The organism is Heyndrickxia camelliae, from assembly GCF_002844575.1.
GTDB classification, from domain to species: Bacteria; Bacillota; Bacilli; order Bacillales; family Bacillaceae_C; genus Margalitia; species Margalitia camelliae.
Genome location: NZ_PIQO01000018.1, coordinates 57,300 through 75,880, shown reverse-complemented (window position 1 = coordinate 75,880; position 18,581 = coordinate 57,300). Strand labels below are relative to the sequence as shown.

General features: G+C 35.6%; 13 protein-coding genes and 3 tRNA genes. All 16 read left to right on the top strand.

The features are described 5' to 3' along the window. Positions 1-123: 123 nt before the first annotated feature. The 16 genes from CWO92_RS19125 to CWO92_RS19050 all read left to right on the top strand — a co-directional run bounded on the left by CWO92_RS19125 (position 124) and on the right by CWO92_RS19050 (position 18,371). Positions 124-1,362: a S1C family serine protease gene (locus CWO92_RS19125; protein ID WP_101355814.1), complete on the top strand. Its 1,239-nt coding sequence runs from the start codon at positions 124-126 to the stop codon at positions 1,360-1,362. Between the two features lie 169 nt (positions 1,363-1,531). Further along, positions 1,532-2,557: a YybS family protein gene (locus CWO92_RS19120; protein ID WP_165786726.1), complete on the top strand. Its 1,026-nt coding sequence runs from the start codon at positions 1,532-1,534 to the stop codon at positions 2,555-2,557. A gap of 201 nt (positions 2,558-2,758) precedes the next feature. Continuing rightward, complete coding sequence (locus CWO92_RS19115; RefSeq protein WP_101355812.1) at positions 2,759-4,732, top strand: DHH family phosphoesterase; 1,974 nt, start codon at positions 2,759-2,761, stop codon at positions 4,730-4,732. Then, positions 4,729-5,178 (top strand): 50S ribosomal protein L9, encoded by a 450-nt coding sequence (rplI, locus tag CWO92_RS19110; protein WP_101355811.1) that lies wholly within the window; start codon positions 4,729-4,731, stop codon positions 5,176-5,178. Before CWO92_RS19115 ends, rplI begins: the two co-directional genes overlap by 4 nt. A 269-nt stretch (positions 5,179-5,447) precedes the next feature. Then, positions 5,448-6,812 carry a replicative DNA helicase gene (gene dnaB, locus CWO92_RS19105; protein WP_101355810.1) on the top strand — a complete coding sequence of 455 codons (1,365 nt, stop codon included), beginning with the start codon at positions 5,448-5,450 and terminating at the stop codon, positions 6,810-6,812. 181 nt (positions 6,813-6,993) lie between these two features. Then, the gene (locus tag CWO92_RS19100; protein WP_101355809.1) at positions 6,994-8,280 is read left to right on the top strand and encodes an adenylosuccinate synthase; all 1,287 of its coding nucleotides are present in this window, start codon (positions 6,994-6,996) and stop codon (positions 8,278-8,280) included. 375 nt (positions 8,281-8,655) lie between these two features. Next, positions 8,656-8,731 (top strand) — tRNA-Lys (locus CWO92_RS19095). Positions 8,732-8,770: 39 nt separating this feature from the next. Continuing rightward, positions 8,771-8,847 (top strand) — tRNA-Asp (locus CWO92_RS19090). 152 nt (positions 8,848-8,999) lie between these two features. Continuing rightward, positions 9,000-9,072, top strand: a tRNA-Phe gene (locus CWO92_RS19085). A 364-nt stretch (positions 9,073-9,436) separates the two neighbouring features. Beyond that, positions 9,437-10,906: a peptidoglycan DD-metalloendopeptidase family protein gene (locus CWO92_RS19080; RefSeq protein ID WP_101355808.1), complete on the top strand. Its 1,470-nt coding sequence runs from the start codon at positions 9,437-9,439 to the stop codon at positions 10,904-10,906. 416 nt (positions 10,907-11,322) lie between these two features. Continuing rightward, positions 11,323-12,030 (top strand): response regulator YycF, encoded by a 708-nt coding sequence (gene yycF / locus CWO92_RS19075; protein ID WP_101355807.1) that lies wholly within the window; start codon positions 11,323-11,325, stop codon positions 12,028-12,030. Positions 12,031-12,034: 4 nt separating this feature from the next. Further along, positions 12,035-13,852, top strand: a complete 1,818-nt coding sequence (gene walK / locus CWO92_RS19070; protein WP_101355806.1) for a cell wall metabolism sensor histidine kinase WalK — start codon at positions 12,035-12,037, stop codon at positions 13,850-13,852. Beyond that, the gene (locus tag CWO92_RS19065; RefSeq protein WP_101355805.1) at positions 13,849-15,171 is read left to right on the top strand and encodes a YycH family regulatory protein; all 1,323 of its coding nucleotides are present in this window, start codon (positions 13,849-13,851) and stop codon (positions 15,169-15,171) included. Before walK ends, CWO92_RS19065 begins: the two co-directional genes overlap by 4 nt. Next, positions 15,158-16,060: a two-component system regulatory protein YycI gene (locus CWO92_RS19060; protein WP_101355804.1), complete on the top strand. Its 903-nt coding sequence runs from the start codon at positions 15,158-15,160 to the stop codon at positions 16,058-16,060. The genes CWO92_RS19065 and CWO92_RS19060 overlap by 14 nt, the downstream gene beginning before the upstream one ends. Positions 16,061-16,078: 18 nt before the next feature. Continuing rightward, complete coding sequence (locus tag CWO92_RS19055; RefSeq protein WP_101355803.1) at positions 16,079-16,873, top strand: exodeoxyribonuclease YycJ; 795 nt, start codon at positions 16,079-16,081, stop codon at positions 16,871-16,873. Positions 16,874-17,123: 250 nt separating this feature from the next. Continuing rightward, positions 17,124-18,371: a S1C family serine protease gene (locus CWO92_RS19050; protein WP_101355802.1), complete on the top strand. Its 1,248-nt coding sequence runs from the start codon at positions 17,124-17,126 to the stop codon at positions 18,369-18,371. Positions 18,372-18,581: the final 210 nt, after the last annotated feature.

Here is an 18,581-nt window from a genome sequence, read left to right as displayed (position 1 = left end):
TAATATTTCTTTGATAATTTATAAGCATACTTAACTAACCTAGAATTACTTTTAATCTTCTGAAGATGAAATATAGCTTGCGTTTAAAGAATACAAACAATTTATACGGAGAGGATGGTTATAATGGATAATAACTTCAATTCAAATCAACCAAAAGATTTTTCTAAATCAAAATTTAAAAAATCGGGCTATTTTGCATCCAGCCTTTTAGGAGTGGTTGCTGGTGCAGTTGCTGTATCTATCATTCTTCCTAATATTGAAAGTAGAATCTCTGCAACCGATGCTACTGCAAATTCTTTGCAAAACAATGTAAAGCCAGCTACTACTCAAACTACCCAGGTAAAAAACGTATCGTTAAACTTAACAACAAATATTACAAATGCGGTAGAAAAAACAGAAAAGGCTGTAGTTGGGATAACGAATATACAATCGCAAACTAGCAGCAGTTGGTATCAAACCGATAATAGCCAAAGCCAAGAAAGTGGTTCTGGTTCTGGTGTCATCTACAAAAAGGCCAATGGGAAGGCATATATAGTGACTAATAATCATGTAGTAGAAAATGCGGACAAATTAGAGGTAACCTTATCAGATGGAGAAAAGCTAGAGGGAAAGCTAGTAGGCAGTGATATTTGGAATGATTTAGCCGTGGTTGAAATAGATGGAGGTAAAGTAACGACAGTAGCACAATTTGGAAATTCCGATTCTATTAAACTTGGTGAACCCGTTATTGCTATAGGAAATCCTTTAGGGGAAGAATTCTCAGGTTCGGTTACGCAAGGGATTATTTCTGGCGTGAACCGAACGGTGCCAATTGATTTAGATGAGGATGGTCAAGAGGATTGGGAGGCAGAAGTCATTCAAACAGATGCGGCCATTAACCCAGGAAATAGCGGCGGGGCACTTATTAATGCTGCGGGACAAGTAATTGGTATAAATTCAATGAAAATAGCGGAAGAATCAGTAGAAGGGATAGGCCTTGCTATTCCGATTAACAATGTAGAACCAATCATTCAAGAATTAGAGACAAAAGGGAAAATTACAAGACCAACTATGGGGGTAACATTGCAAAATATCAGTGATGTCCCTTCTTACTATCAACAACAATCTTTAGGGCTAACTAGTCCTCTTAGCGAGGGAGTAATGATTTCAGATGTCTCTCAAGGGTCACCAGCCGAAGAAGCAGGGTTGCAAAGATTTGATGTAATCTCTGAACTGGATGGGCAAAAGGTACGAGATATCATTGAATTAAGGAAGTATATATATAATCATAAGAAGCCTGGATCTAGTGTAAAGGTCGAATTTTACCATCAAGGTAAAAAGAAAGAAGTTACAATTAAACTTTCAACCGAATCAAACTTTTAATAAAGACAAAATATTATTTTTATCAGACAGATTGAGATACAAAGCAATCTGTCTTTTTTAATTTATATGATTAGTGTCATAGGTACAGTTCCAAGTTGAAATTGAAACATAAACATTGCAGAATGTATATTATAAGCTTGAATGGTAAGAGACAATAGGAATAGTAGGAGTGTACTTTTCATTAATCCAATATCTTATGGTAAAATATAGCCATGCTGAACTGTTTATAGGTAGTGAGAAAGGGGTAAGAAGTGAAAAAGTGAAAAATGCCAGAGTAATTACTGAGGGAGCTATGCTGCTAGCAGTATATACAATCTTGTTATTAGTTTGTTTATATATCCCATTTATTAATATCATAACAACGATGTTTCTAGTCCTTCCATTTCTTCTATACAGTGCAAAACATCCCTTTAAGTATTCGTTTGTTTTTTTTATTGCTAGTTTGGTCGTTTCTGCATTAATTGGAACGGTATTTTTCCTTCCATTTTCCATTATCCTTGGAACAATAGGAATTGTTATGGGCTACAGTGTAAAAATAAAAAAGTCTAAATTTATTATTTATGTTGCATCCAGCCTTACTTTTCTAATTGAGCTCCTAATTGGATATATGGTTTCCATTAAGTTTTTCCATGTGAATTTCTTACAATACACCATTAAATCGATTCGAAATTCGTTTGAGCAATCTGCTGAATTATTAAAGGTAAAAGGTCTGGCACAGGCAGATCAAGTAACTTCGCAATTACATACCGTTCTATCGCTATTTCAAACCATGTTCCCATCGTTGTTGGTGATTTCTTCATTTTTATTCGTAGGGTTGTTCATAATCATTAATTTCCCTTTAGCTAGACGTTTTGGGGTGAAAGTACCTAAATGGGAGCCCTTTCATAAAATACAACTACCTAAAAGTGTATTATGGTATTATTTAATTATCATGATTTTATCATTGCTGGTTAATCCAAAATCTGGCAGCTATTTCGCGATGGCATTGTTGAATCTAGCATTTATCTTTCAAGTTTTAATGCTAATTCAAGGCTTTTCACTTATCTATTATTTTGGTTATATTTTAAAATGGTCAAAAGGTATTCTTTCCTTGATAACCGTTATTGCCTTCGTCTTCTCCCCATTTATGTTTATTATCCTGGTATTAGGTATAATCGATTTAGGAATGGACATAAGAAGTAAGCTAAGAGGATGATAATCAAGAAGGTATCCTTCATAAATTATGGTTTAACGTCATTTGTGATACATTGTAAGCTGGCAAGGTTTCGGGGCATCTTTTCTTATGAAATTTATCGAGTTACAATCTTAAAGAGGTTGTAACTAGGGGATTTCGTAAATAAAAGCAAAAATATCTAAGAAAAGAGCTTTAATAAATTCACTGAAAGGAGCTGATTTCATGCCTTCCAATTTTAGCAAGCGAATGGTTCGATATCCGTTATATGGCTTAGCCGCGATATCATTAGCCCTTTTAGGTGTCATAGCGATTTTCTATTGGTGGATTTCTGTAATTGGAATTATTTTATTAGGTATATTATTTTATTTCGCCTTTTTATTTGAAAGAAAATCTCATGAGGATATCGAAGAGTACATTTCTACTCTCTCCTACCGGGTTAAACGAGTTGGAGAAGAAGCTTTAATGGAAATGCCGATAGGGATTATGCTGATTAATGATGATTATTTTATTGAGTGGACGAATCAATTTATGGCATCCTGTTTTAACGAAGATACCCTTGTAGGAAGGTCACTATATGATGTGGCTGAATCATTAGTGCCATCGATTAAACAGGAATTGGCTTCCGAAACCATTACAATAAATGATCGTAAGTACCAGGTGATCCTGAAATTGGAGGAAAAGCTTTTATACTTTTTTGATGTCACAGAACAAATGGAAATTGAAAAACATTACATGGACGAACGCTCTGTGATCGCAATTATCTTTCTAGATAATTATGATGAACTGACTCAAGGTATGGAGGATCAAACGCGAAGCAGCCTTAATAGTTTAGTTACTTCGATTCTGAACAAATGGGCAACGGTGTATGGCATTTTTCTGAAAAGAATATCTTCAGAACGGTTTATTGCCATTTTTAATGAAAAAATACTGCGAGAACTAGAGAAGGATAAGTTTTCCATTTTAGATGAGGTTAGAGAAACGACAGCAAAGCAAAACGTGCCATTAACATTAAGTATTGGAATTGGTTCAGGTATACCTGCATTACCTGATTTAGGTGCTCTAGCTCAGTCAAGCTTAGATATAGCGCTTGGTCGAGGCGGAGACCAGGTAGCGATGAAGCAGTTAAATGGAAAGGTAAAATTTTATGGTGGAAAAACAAATCCGGTTGAAAAGAGAACACGGGTAAGAGCACGCGTTATTTCGCATGCATTGAGAGAGTTAATGCTGGAAAGTGATAAAGTTATTGTGATGGGGCATAAGTATCCGGATATGGATGCAATTGGTGCCGCAATTGGAATACGAAAAGTAGCTCAAATGAACCATAAGGAAGCATATATTGTTATAAATTTTTCCGAAGTGGACACAGGGGTAAAGCGATTAATAGACGAAGTAAAACAGAATCCAGATATGTCTAGTCGGTTTATATCACCGGATGAGGCTTTAGAAATGGCGACAGATGAATCACTGTTAGTCATTGTTGATACACATAAACCGTCGTTTGTGATTGAAGAAAAGCTAATTAAAAGGATTGAAAATGTGGTAATAATCGACCACCATCGTAGAGGCGAAGATTTTATAAAAAATCCTTTATTAGTTTATATGGAGCCATATGCTTCTTCGACTTCTGAATTGGTTACAGAATTGCTTGAGTATCAGCCTAAGGATGAAAAAGTAAATATGCTGGAGGCAACAGCTTTATTAGCAGGAATTATTGTAGATACAAAAAGTTTTACTTTACGAACTGGTTCGAGAACCTTTGATGCAGCTTCGTATTTAAGAACACTTGGTGCTGATACTGTTTTAGTTCAAAAGTTTTTAAAAGAAGATATTAATACGTATGTAAAAAGAGCGAAGCTTATTGAAACAGTTAAGTTTTATGCAAAAGGAATCGCGATTGCCAAGGGGGATAATAAAGAAAAGGTGGACCCCGTTGTTACCGCACAGGCTGCAGATACGTTATTAACGATGGATGGAGTAGCTGCATCCTTTGTCATTACAAAAAGAGGAGAAAATGAAGTAGGAATCAGTGCACGTTCCTTGGGAAATGTGAATGTTCAAGTTATAATGGAAGCATTAGGAGGCGGCGGTCATTTGTCTAATGCCGCTACTCAATTGAAAGATGTGACCATTGAACAAGCCGAACAAATGCTACTTCAGGCTATTGATGAATACATGGAAGGGAGCACAAAATCATGAAAGTAATCTTTTTAAAAGATGTAAAAGGTAAGGGGAAAAAAGGCGAAACAAAAAATGTAGCAGATGGATATGCACACAATTTCTTGCTCAAACAAGGATTAGCTGTAGAAGCAACAACGGCTAATTTAAAAGGCTTGGAAGCTCAAAAGAAAAAAGAACAACAGTTGGCAAAAGAAGAATTAGAAGAAGCAAAAAAACTAAAAGAAGCTTTAGAAAAAATTACGGTTGAATTAAAAGCAAAATCAGGAAACGGCGGAAGATTATTCGGCTCTATTACAAGTAAGCAAATTTCTGAAGAGCTTAAGAAGGCACATAATATTCAAATCGATAAGCGTAAAATGGAATTAAATGATGCTATTCGTGCATTAGGATATACAAAAGTACCTGTAAAATTACATTCAGATGTAACAGCTACATTAAATGTACATGTTACAGAAGAAAGTTAAATTTGCCAGCTACAAAAATATCAGTTCATGATAAAATAGAATAGTCGTATGAATGGAGAAACCGTTCAACATGTGTTTTTATAAATGTGGTCTTATTATTTGATCACATTTTTTTGTTTAACGTATGAGTTTTTTATTATAAAAATAAGGTAACAAGTATAGATTCTGTCTAGCGCAAGCAGCCTATTGGCAAGCGGATTTCAACGTGTCGATGTGCAAGGCGCTTGCTCTTTTAAAATTTTCCCGTTAATGATTAGGGGGTTAGATGTATGAGTGATTTATTAGCGGATCGTATGCCGCCTCAGAATATTGAAGCGGAACAAGCTGTGTTAGGTGCTGTATTTCTTGAACCATCTTCACTCATTACTGCTTCAGAAATTTTAATTCCGGAGGACTTTTATCGAAATGCCCATCAAATCATTTTCAATATTTTCTTAAAGCTTAATGATGAGGGAAAAGCGGTTGATTTAGTAACGGTAGCAGAAGAATTAGCTGCGACTAAACAATTGGAGGATATTGGGGGTATTAGTTATTTAAGTGAATTAGCGGGTTCTGTACCTACTGCTGCAAATATTGAGTATTATGCTAAAATCGTAGGGGAAAAATCGCTGCTAAGAAGATTAATCAGAACTGCAACAACCATTGCTACTGAAGGTTATACAAGAGAAGATGAAGTAGATGAATTGCTCAGTGAAGCCGAAAGAAGCATTATGGAGGTTGCTAACCGCAAGAATGCTGGGGCATTTCATAATATTAAAGATGTACTTGTACGTACTTATGATAATATTGAGCTTCTTCATAATCGAAAAGGCGATATTACCGGAATTCCTACTGGCTTCACAGAGCTTGATAGCATGACTGCTGGTTTTCAGCGTAATGATTTAATTATAGTTGCCGCACGTCCATCAGTGGGGAAAACAGCCTTTGCATTGAATATAGCCCAAAATGTAGGAACAAAGGCAGGAGAGAATGTAGCTATTTTCAGTCTCGAGATGGGGGCAGAACAGCTTGTTATGCGTATGCTTTGTGCCGAAGGAAATATAAACGCGCAAAATTTAAGAACCGGCTCTTTAACAGATGAGGACTGGCGAAAATTAACGATGGCAATGGGAAGTTTATCGAACTCTGGTATTTTTATCGATGATACGCCAGGGATTCGAATTAATGAAATCCGTTCCAAATGCCGAAGATTAAAACAAGAGCACGGACTGGGAATGATTTTAATCGATTATTTGCAATTGATACAAGGAAGCGGCAGATCTAACGAGAACCGCCAACAAGAGGTTTCTGAAATATCCCGGTCTTTAAAAGCTTTAGCTCGTGAACTAGAAGTTCCAGTTATTGCCTTGTCACAGTTATCACGTGGTGTAGAACAACGTCAAGATAAACGTCCAATGATGTCTGATATCCGTGAATCAGGAAGTATTGAGCAGGATGCGGATATCGTTGCCTTCCTATATCGCGACGATTACTATGATAAAGAATCAGAGAATAAAAATATCATTGAGATTATTATTGCCAAGCAACGTAACGGCCCGGTTGGAACAGTTTCTTTAGCCTTTGTGAAGGAATACAATAAATTTGTTAATTTAGAAAGAAGATTCGATGACGCAGGGATTCCTGCTGGTGCATGATGGAAATTGGTAGATTACCAATTTCTTTTTTTTATAGGGTGATTTCAACAAATTACGAATAAATAAATATTATTAATCTATTATTGTTCGTGTTTTGGTTGACTTTTTTATGGGAATTGATAAAATAGGTATGTTGTTACATGAAGACCGTGAATAATTAAATTTCCGGAGGTGTTCAAGAATGTCTTCAGTAGTTGTAGTAGGTAGTCAATGGGGAGATGAAGGAAAAGGTAAAATTACGGATTTCCTTTCCGAAAATGCAGAGGTTATTGCTCGTTACCAGGGTGGAAACAATGCAGGACATACGATACGTTTCGATGGCGAAACCTATAAGCTTCATCTTATTCCATCTGGAATTTTTTATAAGGATAAAACAAGTGTGATAGGAAATGGAATGGTTGTTGATCCCAAAGCACTTGTAGAGGAGTTAAAATACCTACATGATAGAGGCATTGCAACGGATAACCTTCGTATTAGTAATCGTGCACATGTCATCCTTCCTTATCATCTTAAATTAGATGAGGTAGATGAAGAACGTAAAGGTGCAAATAAAATTGGTACTACGAAAAAAGGCATCGGCCCAGCTTATATGGATAAAGCAGCAAGAATCGGTATTCGAATTGCTGATTTATTAGATCGTGAAGTATTTGAAGAAAAACTTGCACGCAATCTCGAGGAAAAAAATCGTTTATTAGAGAGAATTTATGAAACAGAAGGCTTTAAATTAGAAGATATATTAGATGAGTATTATGAATATGGACAACAATTCAAGCAATATGTTTGTGACACTTCTGTTGTGTTAAATGATGCATTAGATGAGGCTAAGAGAGTGCTTTTTGAAGGTGCGCAAGGAGTAATGCTTGATATAGACCAAGGTACCTATCCATTTGTTACCTCTTCCAACCCAATTGCAGGAGGCGTAACAATCGGTTCCGGTGTTGGACCAACGAAGATTAACCACGTAGTAGGGGTTGCCAAGGCATATACTTCTCGTGTAGGAGACGGCCCGTTCCCAACTGAATTAAAGGATGAGATAGGTAATCGAATCCGTGAGGTTGGTCGTGAATACGGTACAACTACAGGACGTCCACGTCGGGTAGGTTGGTTTGATAGTGTTGTGGTAAGACATGCAAGAAGAGTTAGTGGATTAACGGACCTTTCACTGAACTCTATAGATGTTTTAACAGGTCTTGATACAGTAAAAATTTGTGTTGCTTATAAATATAAAGATCAAATAATTGAAGAATTTCCAGCAAGCTTGAAAATTCTAGAACAATGTGAACCGGTATATGAAGAACTTCCAGGCTGGACAGAGGATATCACTGGCTGCAAATCATTAGATGAGCTTCCAGCGAATGCACGTCATTACTTAGAACGTGTGTCACAATTGACAGGTATCCCATTATCCATTTTCTCTGTTGGTCCTGATCGTTCACAAACAAATGTAATTTATAGTGTATGGAGATAATCCACTCGTTAAGAGGTGGTGAATTACTCCAAATTAAAAGGTGATTTCATTTAAGAATCACCTTTTAAAATTTTTATGAAAAAATTTTGTCGAAATGTGTTGCCATATATAAAATCTGTATGGTAATATAGAACATGTTGTTGAGATAGATGAAATCAAAATGAAATTGAGAGCCATTAGCTCAGTCGGTAGAGCACGATGAATAATCTACGAAGCTGAGCACCCAGCGTACAGCTTGAGCCACTACTGGAATAGGCTTACTGAAAGCTGGACGTCGTAGATGCCTCAAGTGAAAAAGCGAAACAACGGTATTTTATAATAATAATTGNGCCTCAAGTGAAAAAGCGAAACAACGGTATTTTATAATAATAATTGGAGCCATTAGCTCAGTCGGTAGAGCATCTGACTTTTAATCAGAGGGTCGAAGGTTCGAGTCCTTCATGGCTCACCATTAATATAAATTATTTTCAAGAGAGCTTGAAAAAAATCTGGTCCGGTAGTTCAGCTGGTTAGAATGCCTGCCTGTCACGCAGGAGGTCGCGGGTTCGAGTCCCGTCCGGACCGCCATTTCATAAAAAATATCTTAACTGAGTAGCTAGTCGATATTCTTCAAAGGAATTTACTAAATATTATAATAACTCGGTAGCTCAGTCGGTAGAGCACGATCGAATAATCTACGAAGCGACTACAAGCTATGTTTAGGAAATGAATATAATTACGGCTCGGTAGCTCAGTCGGTAGAGCAAAGGACTGAAAATCCTTGTGTCGGCGGTTCGATTCCGTCCCGAGCCATCTACCAAAAAGCACTGCGATGACAAAGACTCTCGCGGTGCTTTTTTATTTCAATACCTCTTGTAATACATTTGTAATGTTTGTGAAAATAAATTACTGCGCTAATCGATAAATTGAGCATTTAATAGGGAATACTATAGTCCCACTAAATCCTCGATATTTCTCTGCTTTTTAGGACAAAATAATGCAGAAATTGTCGATAGTAAAGAGCTAATTTTGTAACTATTTATACAATTATGTTACATTACGAAAAAATCTCCTTTAAATCTATTATTTTATGTTATCTTATAAAAGTGCTGAAAAAATTTGAATATTTTTACCTAGTATAAAAGATAGAAAGGTATCATATATAGGGGGTTTAACAATGAATTGGAAAGGGAGAAATCCAAGATTTACTTCCAATTTTATATCACTAAATAAAATAAAGGCTAGTAATCTATTTAAAATTGCAGTCATTATAGCATTATTTATATTAACTTTATCCCTCACTAATACATCTACGAATGCGGAAACAGAAATAAAAACTGTTTATCACGTCTATATAAATCAGCAATACATTGGCGCGGTTTCTGATAAGGAAATTATTGAAAAATTGGCAGACTCAAAAATACATAACGCTCAAAATCAATATGGAAATGATCAAATTGATATTAGCAACAAAATCACATATATCCCTGAACAAGTCTTTCGTCCTATAACAGATGATAATGAAGCAGTACAAAAAGCGTCAGAGCTGCTTACCATTAAAGCTGAAGCATCCGGCATTTTAGTTAATGGTCAACCGATAGTATATGTTCAAAATGAACAAGATGCGAATACAGTAATAGAGAAATTGAAGTTGCACTATATATCAAAGACAGATTTAGCGGAAATAAAGGGTAAAGAAAATGCAAGGCAACCTTTACCACCATTGAAAAAGAATCAATCAAGTATATTAGACGTTAGTCTCGGGGAAAAAGTTTCAATTCAGAATGGTGAAATTAGCCCAGATGAAATTTTAACAGTAGATCAAGCTGTAAACTATTTACTTAAAGGTACTCTTACAGAAAAAAAATATACTGTTAAAGATGGAGATGTTTTAGGACAGATTGCGGAGAAACATAATTTAAAGGTAAAACAACTATTAAAGATGAATCCTGGAATTAAAGAGGATTCCTTAAAAATTGGTCAGCAATTAAAGGTAACGGCATATGAACCAATAGTACATGTCGTTGTACATAAGGAAACTTATAAAGAAGAGAAGGTACCATATAAAAAAGAAATAATAGAAGATAAATCAATGGCTAAAGGCGAAACAAAGGTTAAGCAAAAAGGACAAAACGGTAAAACTGCTATAACATACGTTGTAACAGAGGAAAACGGCAACGTAATAAAGGAAAATGTTCAAAAGGAAGAAATTATTAAAAAACCGGTTACAAACATTGTAGTAAAAGGAACCAAAGTAGTTACATCAAGAGGCTCCGGTTCTTTTACTTGGCCAACAGACGGGGGATATATCTCTAGTACAATGGGATATCGATGGGGGAAACTCCATAAAGGGATTGATATTGCTAGGCCAAGTAACCGTACAATCAGAGCTGTAGATAATGGAATAGTAGTTTCTGCAGGTTGGGATAATGGTGGCTATGGAAATATGATCAAAATTGATCATCGGAATGGGTTTGTTACGATATACGGACATTTAAACTCTATTAATGTCTCCGTTGGACAAACTGTGTCAAAAGGAGCAGATATTGGTGTAATGGGTGCTACTGGTGACGCAACTGGTATCCATTTACACTTTGAAGTTTATCAAAATGGAAATTTAAAAAATCCTCTACAATATTTAAGATAAAATCTACCAATTCCTCTAGGTTTCCTAGAGGGATTTTTTTGAGCATTAAAAAGTACCCCCAGCTTTTCGAAACATTTTTCGTATTCTATATAATGTCCCCCATACAGGATAAATTTCCTGTTTTACCCATGCTTCTATTATGATTGTATATAATGCATACTTAGTCAATTTTAATCCAAGTAGTGGTTTAATTGGAAGAAGCATTTATTGTGTAATAGATGAATTAAAGAGGATAACATGATACATTAAAATAGAGGATTTGTAGCAAAAATATAGAATGAATATTGTAAAGCAACATTAATTTGAAATAAAGATTTTTTTTGGTTGGAAATCCTAATCTTTATATGGGGAAGGATATCTACCAAAGTGAGGATAAATTGATTACACTTATTAATTTGTTTTGAGGAGAGTACAAAATGGAAAAGAAAATATTAGTGGTGGATGATGAAAAGCCGATTGCAGATATACTTCAATTTAATCTCCAAAAGGAAGGCTACACGATTTATTGTGCCTATGATGGAGAAGAAGCGTTAAAAATGGTCGAAGAGGTTCAACCAGACCTTCTCATACTGGATATTATGCTTCCAAAGCGCGATGGTATGGAAGTTTGTAGAGAGGTACGAAAGAAATATGAAATGCCAATAATTATGTTAACTGCAAAGGATACTGAAATCGATAAAGTTTTAGGATTGGAATTAGGTGCAGATGACTATGTAATAAAGCCCTTTAGTACCAGAGAATTAATTGCCCGGGTAAAAGCTAATCTACGTCGACATCAAGCGATTCCTGCATCGGAGGAAGAGGAAGTAAACAGCGAAATTACAATAGGATCTCTGGTCATACATCCTGATGCTTATGTTGTATCAAAACGAGGTGAAACGATTGAGTTGACCCATAGGGAATTTGAGCTTCTTTATTACTTAGCTCAGCATATAGGCCAAGTAATGACCCGTGAACATTTGCTACAAACTGTCTGGGGCTATGATTATTATGGAGATGTTAGGACGGTGGACGTAACCGTTCGTCGCCTTCGCGAGAAAGTGGAGGATAATCCGAGTCATCCGGCTTGGATTGTAACAAGAAGGGGAGTAGGCTACTACTTGCGCAATCCTGAACAGGAGTAATGTAATGAAAAAAGTAAGCTTTTTACAATCTATTCATGTGAAGTTTGTATTAATTTATATTTTATTAATCTTGTTTGCAATGGAAATCATCGGTGTTTACTTTGTAAACAAATTAGAAGAAAAAATGGTCAAGAACTTTAAAGACTCGATTGTACTTCGTACAAAAACAATAAAATATAGTCTTTTAGATGTATTAACGGATAAGGAAGATCAAGATACTTCAACAAAGATTAAAAGGATATTATCCGGTTATAGTAATGTGTCTGATATTGCTGAGGTCAGAGTAGTGAATAACCGAAGTGTTATATTAGGTACATCTGACTCGGATAACCAGGGGTTAGTTGGTCAAAAAATGACTAATGAATTGATCAAGCTAGCCACCAGTACAGAAGAACAGCAGGATGAGGTTTATTTCGACCTTTCTACGAAAAAAAGAATATGGATACTCACATTTCCTATTGAATCCAATGGGAAAATATATGGATATATATATTTAGTTTCTAAAATTGAATCAGTATACAATCAATTAGATGAAATTAATAATATTTTCACAACTGGTACTGCGATTGCTATGATAATAACGGCGATACTAGGGATTGTGTTGGCTCAGACGATTACGAGGCCAATCGCGGATATGAGAAGACAAGCATTGGCAATGTCTAAAGGGAACTTCTCCAGGAAGGTTAAAGTATATGGAAATGATGAAATCGGTCAGTTAGCTTATTCATTCAACCATATGACGAAAAAGCTGCAGGAAGCCCAGGCGACAACAGAAGGGGAACGAAGAAAGTTAACGTCGGTTTTATCCAATATGACGGACGGTGTTATCGCAACGGACCGACGGGGTCGGGTTATCCTTATTAATGATGCTGCAATAGAAATGATTGATGTTTCACGTGAAACAGTTCTTTCTCAAAACATCGTCACAACCTTACGTATAGAAAAAGATCATACGTTTAACGATTTACTAAATCAACAGGATTCTATTATTCTTGATTTTAGCACAGATGAAGATACTTATATTTTAAGAGGAAATATTTCTGTGATTCAAAGTGAGACAGGATTCGTTAGTGGGATTATTATTGTGCTGCACGATATCACGGAGCAAGAAAAAATTGATATGGAACGCCGTGAATTTGTAGCCAATGTCTCTCATGAGTTGCGGACTCCATTAACAACAATGAGAAGTTACTTGGAAGCTCTCGCAGATGGCGCATGGCAAGACAAAGAAATTGCACCAAGGTTTATAAGTGTCACTCAAAATGAGACTGAGCGAATGATTCGTATGGTAAACGACTTATTTAAATTATCCAAGATGGATCGGGAAGACGATCCATTAGTTAAGGATTGGATTAATTTTATCGAATTCTTCCATCATATTATTGATCGGTTTGAAATGACAAAGCCTGAATATATCACTTTCAAACGAAAACTTCCTAATGAAGCTTTGTTTGTTGAGATGGATGAGGATAAAATGACGCAAATCCTGGATAATATTATTTCTAATGCAATTAAATATTCGCCTGAAGGAGGGCAAATTACCTTTAGAGTCAAAGCTCAGGAAGAATCCATTGTAATCAGTATTTCCGATCAAGGACTAGGGATACCAAAGGATAAATTGAAGAAGATATTTGAACGGTTCTATCGTGTCGATAAAGCAAGGACACGACAAATGGGCGGAACAGGTTTAGGGCTGGCTATTGCCAAGGAAATGGTAGAGGCTCATGGTGGATCCATTTCTGCAAACAGCGTGGAAGGAAAGGGTACAACGATTAACATATCCCTACCATTCGACCGTTCACTAGAGGATGATTGGTCATGAAGTTTGAAACAATAAAAACCATTATTCTAACACTTTTAGTCGCGTGTAGTATGTTCTTAACATGGACCATTTGGACGTATAAACCGAGTTACGAATCTATCAAGCAGGATGTCACGAATACCCCTATTTCGGATCCTAAAAAGATACCAGATTTGATTAAGCCGTCCAAAATTGTGCTTCATCAAAATGATACTCATATGGGAACGGTTAAAGATTCAGAGATAGATCGTGTAATACATGATATACAGGGTTTGCATTTTTTTGATATAGGTTCACAAAGGACATTAACTGAAACGGAACTTCGTTATTTTATACAAGAAAATAACCATATGGAAATTGACTTTCCAAGCCGAGTACCATTTGAAATTTATCGAGGGATTCTTCAATTCAATAAAAAACATTCTTCCAATGTGTATTTTGATAAAATAGTAGTGGATTTTGCAAAAGGAGCACAAAAGGAAAAAAATATATATTTTATTGATACAGAGAACCGTAAATTGGCTGCCTCTTCAGTGAGTAATAATGAAATTCGATCTTTTTTGAATAAAACGAAGCAAAAGCAAAGTCAATATCAACCGTACGAACTTGTGGAGCTAGGCAATAACCACTACACATATTTACCTAGTTCTCCAACGACTATGAAAAACTATGAATTCACTATAGATAAGCATGATTTAGACATTTTTAAGAGGATATTATTTAGTGATCCAGCTTCTGTACAAAAAAGCGAAACAAATGATAAAACAGAATATGTTAGCATTACTAGTTTAATGAAAGCAGACTTAAAAAATTACGTATTTTCATTTGTTAATACATCGGAAAACTCAGCTTATAAATCGGATCCAAAGGCCTTATTAAAACAAAGTATTGAGTTTGTGAATGAACATGGAGGATGGACAGACGACTATCGTTATTTCTCTTTAAATAATAATAGTCACGAGGTAGACTTCCGTTTATTTAAGGATGGGTATCCAGTATTTAATTCGAATGATATGGCGGAGATTCAGCAATTTTGGGGTGAAAAAGATATTCAGGAGTACCGTCGTCCATTCATATCTTTGGATGCGCTATTTGATTATTCCGATGAAACCATGAAAACAGGAAAGCAAGTATTAAAAGATTTATTAGCCATTCCACATGTCCAAAAGAATAGTATTCGTGATCTTGAGTTGGGTTATCAATTGACAATCGTGGAAACAGAAAATTCGGCCAGCAATTCGGATAGACTACTTAATTTTAAACCAACATGGTATTGTTTATATGATGGCACATGGTCCCCAGTTTCAGAGATAGGGAGGGGTCAAAATGGAATGGAGTAAGACAAAAACGATGTTTATTCTTGTTTTCCTTATCCTTGACCTATTTTTGGCGACACAGCTTTTTAATAAATATTCCAAGAGTCAAATAGATGTTATTCAAAATACTTCAGATGAGGATAGGTTAAAGGCAGATGAAATTACGTATGACCCACTTCCACAGGATAAGATCAGCAGCCAGTATATAAAGGCGAAATCCAAGATATTTTCAAATAAAGACATTAAGAAGCTGGGGAAAAATCAATCTGCCTTACTGACAAAGGACGGAACAGACATTACATCGTATTTTAATAAACCCATTCTCATTTCTGGTCAAATAGATGAAAAGTCTATGGATAAGGTTATGAAGGACAACAACATTTTGTTCAGTGACCAGTATTCCTTTTGGAAATACGATAAAAATATGAAAAAAGTAACTTATTTCCAAACATATCAGGGTAAGAGAATTTTTCAAAATATTAATGGTCAAATTACCTTTTATTTAAATGATAAAAATGAAATTGTCTCGTATGAACAGACATTATTGAATTTGAATATTGACGATGAGTTAAAAAAGAAGGATGTTCTTGCACCGTTAAAACTCATTGATACCCTGCATAATAAAGGATTGCTAAAGCGAAAAAGTCATATAAAGGAGCCCGAATTAGGATATTATACAAGGGTTCAATCACCTGAGTTACAATTATTAGTTCCTACTTGGCATTTTACGGTAGTGAATGATGAAAAAACGGAGAACTTTTTCGTCAATGCATTTGAAGGGGAAGTTTTCGACTTGAATAACAATAGTAAAGTCGATTCTAATTCTGATTCTAATAACAACGAAACATTGCCAAAAAATCCGGATTTAAATGGCAATCTAAAAACAAAACAAACGGAACCAGGAGATTTTTAAAACAGGAGTGAATTCAAAATGTCCTTGCATTTTAGTGTGCTTTCTAGTGGGAGCACAGGAAATGCGATATATGTTGAAACAGATGAACATTCTTTTTTAGTAGATGCTGGTTTTAGCGGGCGTCAAATGGAAGCCTTGTTTCAAAAAATTGATCGCAAAATAGAAAATTTAGACGGAATACTTGTAACACATGAGCACAGTGATCATATAAAAGGGGTAGGGGTACTCGCAAGAAAATACCATTTGCCCGTATTCGCTAATCAAAAAACATGGTCTGCCATGGACGGATTAATTGGTGAAATTCCTACTGATCAAAAGTTTACTTTTGATATGGAAACAGTAAAATCATTTGGTGGGCTAAACATCGAATCCTTTGGCGTTTCTCATGATGCTGTGGAACCAATGTTTTATGTATTTCACCAAGATAATAAGAAATTAGTTTTGATTACGGATACAGGATACGTAAGTGATCGTATGAAAGGCATCATATCAAATGCAAATGTATATATATTTGAAAGTAATCATGATGTACAAATGCTTAGAATGGGGCGGTATCCATGGAATATAAAACGACGTATTTTAAGTGATGTTGGACATGTTTCGAATGAAGACGCAGCAGTGGCTATGAGCGATTGCATCGGGGATCAGACAAAGAGAATTTACCTAGCGCATCTAAGTTTGGATAATAATCTAAAGGATTTGGCCCGTATGAGTGTTACTCAAACATTGCAATCAAAAGGCTTCATAGTGGGGGAATCCTTTGATCTATATGATACAGATCCTAAGCTTCCTACTCCATTAACGGCAGTATAAAAAATGGTTTACAAGAATAGTAGTCTCGGGAATAAAAGGTGGAGAGAGGAATAAATTTTTTCGCTCCACCTTTTTTTAAAACCATAATAAATCTTATTTTACATACCTATACACAATGTAGACATAAAAAACAGAAAAAATGGTAATTCTTATGAGGTTTTAATTAATTTTTAATAAATGCTGATTATAATAAATGCATATAAAGGTAAAATAATATGAGGTCACCTTTTCAGGGAAAGGAATGATTGATATGGGTTATTATGATTCAGATGATCAAGAAAAAAGCCGTTACCGAAAAGAAAGGGGGAAAGGTGGTTACCTACTGTCAAGTTTAATTGGGGTTATTATTGGTGCACTGCTTGTATTGCTGGTAGTCCCAAATATAAGTAGTAAATTATCAAATAACCAGGATAATCAAGAAGCTACAACTGCTTTTACAAACAAAAATAACGTACAAGGGAAAAATGTATCTCTTAATGTTACAACCGATGTGACAAAAGCCGTAAATAATGCGGAGAAGGCAGTTGTTGGTATCTCCAATATTCAGTCGCAAGGCTTCTGGACACAGGATGGCAGTATTGGTGGCCAGGGGAAAAGTGGATCTAGTGAACAAGAAGCTGGTTCAGGATCTGGCGTCATTTATAAGAAAGCAAACGGAAAAGCTTATATTGTCACAAACAATCACGTAGTTGAAGGTGCAGATCAATTAGAAGTAACCTTATCAGACGGCACAAAGCTTCCAGCAAAATTATTGGGAAGTGATGTATGGACTGACTTAGCAGTCGTAGAAGTAGATGGCTCGAAAGTATCTACTGTTGCTCAATTTGGGGATTCTGACAAATTGAAGCTAGGAGAGCCTGTTATTGCAATTGGTAACCCATTAGGAGAACAATTTGCAGGGTCTGTTACACAAGGGATTGTTTCTGGTGTAAACCGTACAGTGCCAATGGATATTAATAATGACGGTGTAGAGGATTGGCAAGCAGAAGTCATTCAAACCGATGCAGCGATTAACCCTGGTAATAGTGGTGGAGCACTTATTAATATTGCTGGACAAGTAATTGGAATAAATTCTATGAAAATCGCTCAAGAAGCCGTTGAGGGAATCGGATTTTCTATCCCAATTAAATATGTAGAGCCAATCATTACACAGCTTGAGAAGTTTGGAAAAATTACAAGACCATCCATTGGTGTTACTTTACAAGATGTAAGTGATATCCCAGCATATCACCAACAAGAAACCTTACACTTACCAAAAGATGTGACAGATGGTGTCATGATTGAATCCGTTGTTCGCAATTCACCAGCAGAAGCAGCTGGCTTGAAAGAGTTAGATGTTATTACGAAATTAGATGGACATAAAGTAAGTGATATTCTTGAATTAAGAAAATATCTATATGACAAGAAAAAACCAGGAGATACAATGAAAATTACCTTCTACCGAAGCGGTAAGTTAAAAGAGGTATCGGTAAAATTGTCAAATGAGTCAAGAATGTAATCACATGTGGATAAACGAAAAATGCAGGGGATAAATCATTCCTTGCATTTTTTTGTGGATAAAAAACTATGGTATGATGAGATGTATATATTTTTGAACTCATACATTTTTTAGGTAAAAAGAATTAGATTTTACGCGAAATTTCAGACTTCATGTCTAAAACTTGGGCCTAAAGCACTTATCCACAACTGTGAATACGATTATATATAT